This window comes from Kitasatospora sp. NPDC056800 (assembly GCF_042789775.1).
Taxonomy (GTDB): Bacteria; Actinomycetota; Actinomycetes; order Streptomycetales; family Streptomycetaceae; genus Kitasatospora.
Map to the genome: position 1 here is coordinate 1 of NZ_JBHUAL010000339.1, position 5,337 is coordinate 5,337.

At 71.1% G+C, this 5,337-nt stretch carries 3 protein-coding genes and 2 pseudogenes; all 5 read right to left on the reverse strand.

Features of this window, described 5'->3' with window-relative positions; all coding sequences use genetic code 11:
- Nucleotides 1-92 (reverse strand): annotated as a pseudogene (locus tag ACFRQN_RS39665) (roadblock/LC7 domain-containing protein); the annotation flags it as partial.
- A gap of 10 nt (nt 93-102) precedes the next feature.
- On the reverse strand, nt 103-3,474 hold the full coding sequence (locus ACFRQN_RS39670; RefSeq protein ID WP_380745498.1) for a nitrate- and nitrite sensing domain-containing protein: 3,372 nt from the start codon (nt 3,472-3,474) through the stop codon (nt 103-105).
- Between the two features lie 401 nt (nt 3,475-3,875).
- Complete coding sequence (locus ACFRQN_RS39675; protein ID WP_074001502.1) at nt 3,876-4,460, reverse strand: ATP/GTP-binding protein; 585 nt, start codon at nt 4,458-4,460, stop codon at nt 3,876-3,878.
- On the reverse strand, nt 4,441-5,082 hold the full coding sequence (locus ACFRQN_RS39680; RefSeq protein WP_074001503.1) for a DUF742 domain-containing protein: 642 nt from the start codon (nt 5,080-5,082) through the stop codon (nt 4,441-4,443). The genes ACFRQN_RS39675 and ACFRQN_RS39680 overlap by 20 nt, the downstream gene beginning before the upstream one ends.
- Nucleotides 5,083-5,243: 161 nt before the next feature.
- Nucleotides 5,244-5,337 (reverse strand): annotated as a pseudogene (locus ACFRQN_RS39685) (roadblock/LC7 domain-containing protein); the annotation flags it as partial.

Below are 5,337 nucleotides of genomic sequence, written 5' to 3' on the forward strand. Positions count from 1 at the left end.
TCCGCGGAGACCACCACGGTGTGGGACACCCCGGGGGTGTTGTCCACGAAATTGGTGATCAGCCAGTTCAGGTTCTGTGCGGCCTGGCTCATCTGAGTCAACTCAACGCTCCTGGTGGTTCGAGCCGCCGAAGAGATCGGTGCTCCGGTTCTGTCCGTTGCCGGACTGGTCTACCTGATCGGGGTCGATCCGGAAGCTTCCGGTGTTACCGGCGCTGCGGCCCTGCTCCACACCGCGGCGCAGGTTGGTGAGGCGGCCACGGACCTCCTCCGGGCTGCGGGAGACCTGCGGCCCGTCCTGCGGGGTGGACTTGGCGTTGCCGGGCACCAGGTTCTGCTTGGGCACACGCCGCGGCAGACCGGCACCGGTGGTGCCGCTGGAGGAGGGCTCGCGCAGCTGCTCGGCCCGCTGCCAGTCGCCGTCGTTCGGCGACTGCCAGGCGGCGCGGGCGGTCGGGCCGGTCGGGCCGTAACCGCCGAGCGAGGACACGTCGTGGCCGCGCTGGGTCTCGGGCGCCGAGGTGTCCTTGGCGCCGGCGAACCAGTTCGGGCTGTCGCCGGACTGGCCGCCGCCGGCCGGCGCGGCGGGGAGGCCGCCGCCCGCCAGCTGCTCGCCGGGACGGCGCTGCGGCAGCCCGGACGGCAGGGTGGCGTGCGGCTCGGCGGCGGGCAGCGCGGGCGGCTCGGGGGCGTACGGGTGGCCGGCCGGGGAGTCCTGGGCCGGGCGGCCGTACTGGTCGTCGGCGTACCCGTCCTGCTGGTAGCCGCCCTGGTCGTAGCCGTACCGGTCGTCGGCGTACTGCTCGCCGGCCTGGCCCTGCTGCTCGTAGCCCTGGGGGGCGTACTGGTCGTAGCCGTCCTGGGCGTACCCGTCCTGCTGGTACTCGTCCTGCTGGTAGCCGCCCTGGTCGTAGCCGTACCGGTCGTCGGCGTACTGCCCGCCGGCCTGGCCCTGCTGCTCGTAGCCCTGCGGGGCGTACTGGTCGTAGCCCTGCTGGTAGTCCTCCTCGACCTCGGCGTCGACCACCGGCGCCTGCGGGGCGCTCTCCAGGGCCGCGCGGCGGACCTGGTCGAGGCGCTGCGAGCGCTGGACGGCCTCCAGGGCGGGGCTGAACCCGCTGGAGCCGGCGTTGCCGGTGCCGGTGAGGTGGTCGTCGAAGCCGAGCTCGGCCGCGCTGCGGGCGCGGGTGTCCGGCGCCCACTCGGCGGCCGGCTCCTGCTCGGCGAAGATCCGGGAGACGGTGAACTGCTCGTCCGGCTCCGGCGCCGCACCGGACTGGGTGACGAACGGCGGGAGCATGACCAGCGAGGTGGTGCCGGCGGACTCGCCGGACGGGCGGAGCTGGACGCGGATGTCGTGCCGCTGGGACAGCCGGCCGACCACGAACAGGCCCATGCGGCGGGAGATGGTGGCGTCCACCGTGGGCGGCTCGGCCAGCTTCTCGTTGATCTCCGCGAAGTCCTCGGCGGTGAGGCCGATGCCCTTGTCGTGGATCTCGACCAGCACGCGGCCGTCCGGCAGGCGGGTCGCGTTGACCAGCACCCGGGTCTGCGGGCTGGAGAACGAGGTGGCGTTCTCCAGCAGCTCGGCGAGCAGGTGGACGAGGTCGGTCACGGCGGCGCCGACGACGTCGACCTCCGGGATGCCGGAGAGCTCGACGCGCTCGTACTGCTCCACCTCGGACGCGGCGGCGCGGAGCACGTCGACCAGCGGGACCGGGGTGTTCCAGCGGCGGCCGGCCTCCTCGCCCGCGAGGACGAGGAGGTTCTCACCGTTGCGGCGCATACGGGTGGCCAGGTGGTCCAGCTTGAAGAGGTTCTCCAGCTGGTCCGGGTCGGCCTCGTTGTTCTCCAGGTCGGTGATCAGCGCCAGCTGGCGCTGGATCAGGCTCTGGCTGCGGCGCGACAGGTTGGTGAAGATCGCGTTGACGTTGCCCCGCAGCAGGGCCTGCTCGGCGGCGAGCGCCACGGCCTGCTGGTGGACCTGGTCGAACGCCCGGGCGACCTCGCCGATCTCGTCCTTGCCGTGCAGCGGGATCGGGGTCACCGAGGTGTCGACCCGGTCGGGGTCGGTCTTGGAGAGCTTCTCGACCAGGTCCGGCAGGCGGTGGTCGGCGATCTCCAGGGCGGCGCTGCGCAGGGTGCGCATGCCGAGGATCATCGAGCGGGCCACGTAACCGGTCAGCAGGCCGGCCAGGATGAGCGCCGCGACGACGATGACCGTGTTGAGGATGGCGTCGTAGAGCGCGTTGTCCTTCAGGTTGCGGGAGTCGGTGAGGACCTCGTCCAGCAGCGCGAGCTCGGTGTTCCGCAGGGCCTGGATGTGGGTGTCGGTGGCCTGGTTCCAGTTCTCCTGGGTCAGGCCGGCGTTCTTCGCCTCGGTGTACGCGGCGTCGGCGACCGCCTTGCCCTTCTGCTGGCCCTCCGCGGCGGCCTGGCTGTACGAGGCGCCGAGCTGGAGCAGGCCCTGCATGGTGGGCGGCGCGCCGTTGGGCATCTTGTACGCCGAGCGGTCCTGGGCCGCGGTCTGCGCGATCTGCGCGGCCGCGTACTTGGCGGCGTCCTCGGGGGCGCTGCCGGTGTTGAACTCGTTGATGGAGACCTGTTCCAGCTTCTCCGAGATCAGGATCTGCTGGATCACGTCCTGGTTCTCGTAGCGCGTGGTGACGTTCGCCGAGATGCCGACCAGCAGGTTGAGCATCAGCGCGCGCTGGGTCGACGCCGCGGCCTTGGCCAGCGACATCGCGTAGATCGCGCGGCCCTTGCTGGTGGCGTTGGCGGAGCCCAGGCCGACCGAGTTGTCGAAGGCCAGCAGCGGGTCGAGCATCACCGAGTACGCGTTGGCCGTGGCGCTGATGAACAGCTCCGGGTTGTACGCGTTGGCCCGCAGGTGCGGCAGGTCGACCACCAGGGTCTGGAAGGCCTCGTGACGCCGGGGGAGCTCACCGGACTTGTCGGAGGCCGCGTAGGCGGCGTTGTACGCCTTCAGCGCGGCGTCGGTGGCGCCGCGGCGCTTGGCCACCTCGTTGTTCGGGTCCTGCTTGGTGAGCAGGGGTATGAGCGTCTTGTCGCGCTCGTTCTCCAGCGCCTCGGCGAGTTCGGTCGCCGCCTTGGCCAGCTCCGCGGTCTTCTCGGCGCGGGAGGCCTTGATGAAGCCGTCGACCGAGGTGTTCACGCGCAGACCACCGAAGACGAGACTGATGGTCACGGGGATCAGCAGGATCGCGATCAGACGGGTCGGCACGCGCCAGTTGCGCGGGCGGAGGAAGTCGTACCGGCTCGATCCGCCGTCGCCCGACGAGCCGCCGCCGCGGGGTGTCGCGGCCGGGGGCTCGGGAGCCGGGACGGTGCTCTGGGAGCGTTCCTCGGTGGGAGCGAACGCGGAGAATCCGGCCGGGTCCCCCGGGGTACCGTTCGGCTCGCTCTGGCGGGGCTCGGAGCGCCGCTGCGGGGCGGGTTGCTGCTTACGCCTCACTCGACAACTACCTCTCGGCCGACTGCCGGCCATGGATCAATCCAGCGCTACCCCTGGGCCCTGAACCGCCGCCGTAGGGGCCGGCGCAGGAGAAACCAGGGGTAGCTGGAATTTCAGCACGTGCGGGGATGGGGGACAAACAGCCGCCGTCCGGCACCCGCCTCGGTACATTCTGGACATTCACCGACATGACGGAGCAAAACCGTGGTCACCTGGCGCTGAGTGACGCTGTTTCGCCACGCTGAGTCATTGTTGATCACAAAATGCCTACCGAACTGTTATCCGCTGCTTATACACGGGTCTTGCGCGCGGCCCCCGGAGGTCACCCGCGGGTAGGCACCGCGGTCCCGACGGCCCGTCGCGGGGGACGGACCGTCGGGGCCGTGCGGTTCCCCCCTCGCTCAGCGGAGCCGGGCGAGCAGGGCGTGTTCGACGAGGGTGATGAGGGCGCTCTTGGCGCTGTCGCGGCGGCGGGCGTCGAGGGTGATGACGGGGGTGTCGGCGCCGAGTTGGAGTGCTTCGCGGACTTCGTCGGGGGTGTGGGGCTGGTGTCCGTCGAAGCCGTTGAGGGCGACGACGAAGGGCAGTCCGCTGTTCTCGAAGTAGTCGAGGGCGGGGAAGCAGTCGGCGAGGCGGCGGGTGTCGACGAGGACGACGGCTCCGATGGCGCCTCGGACGAGGTCGTCCCACATGAACCAGAAGCGGTCCTGTCCGGGGGTGCCGAAGAGGTAGAGGATGAGGTCTTCGTCGAGGGTGATGCGGCCGAAGTCCATGGCGACGGTGGTGGTCGTCTTGCCGGAGACGTGGCTGAGGTCGTCGATGCCGGCGGAGGCCGAGGTCATGACGGCTTCGGTGCGCAGGGGGTTGATCTCGGAGACGGCGCCGACGAGCGTGGTCTTGCCGACGCCGAAGCCGCCCGCGACGACGATCTTCGCGGAGGTGGTGGCGCGGGTGGGGGCGGCCGCGTTAGAGCTTGCGAAGTCCACTGAGGACCCTTTCGAGCAGCGTGACGTCGGGCTGGTTTCCGGTTTCGCCGCCGGAAGCGGGCTGGTGGATGGCGACCAGGCCGGCCTCGGCCAGGTCGGCCACGAGGATGCGGGCCACTCCCAGGGGAAGGGAGAGCAGCGCCGACACCTCCGCGACGGATTTGACCTCCGTGCACAGCGTGCAGATCCGCTGGTGCTCGGGGAGCAGGGTGGCCATGCGCTGCGGGTCGACGTCGGCGGAGACCAGGGCCTCCAGCGCGAGTTCGTAGCGCGGCCTGGTCCTGCCACCGGTCATCGCGAACGGGCGGATCAGCGGGCCGGAGTCGGGTTCGTCCTCGAACTCCTCGACGTGGCCGGGCTCCTGGGCGGGCAGGTAGCCGGGGTCCGGCTCGGGCGCCGGGGCCGGGTAGCCGGGCGCCGGGGCGCCGTACGAGGGCTGCCGGGCGTACTGGTCGTACTGGCCGTACTGCTCTTCGGGCCGGGGGTACGGCTGCCGGGGCTGTCCGTACTGGTGCCGGCCGTACTGCTGACCGTGGCCGACGCCGGGTGCTCCGAAGGCGTCATGGCCTGTGCCAGGGTACGGAACACCGTATTGGCCGCTGCGGTCGTCGGGCGGTGTCACGGTTCCTCTCCTCACAGGGTGCGGCGGTGCGGTGCGAGCTTCGGCGCAGGTCCGGAGCCGGTGGTGCGAAGGCCGTACAACGTCCGAACCCGAGCCCGCCGAAGCGGGCCCGGGAAGGACGCGGAGGTACTTCGAATACCTGGACGGTATCCGACGAACCGTCAGTGCAGGAGACTGCCCTGGAGTTCCGCGCGGAGTGCGGGGGTGAGGACGGCGCCGGCGCGGTCGACGAGCAGGGCCATCTCGTAGCCGACG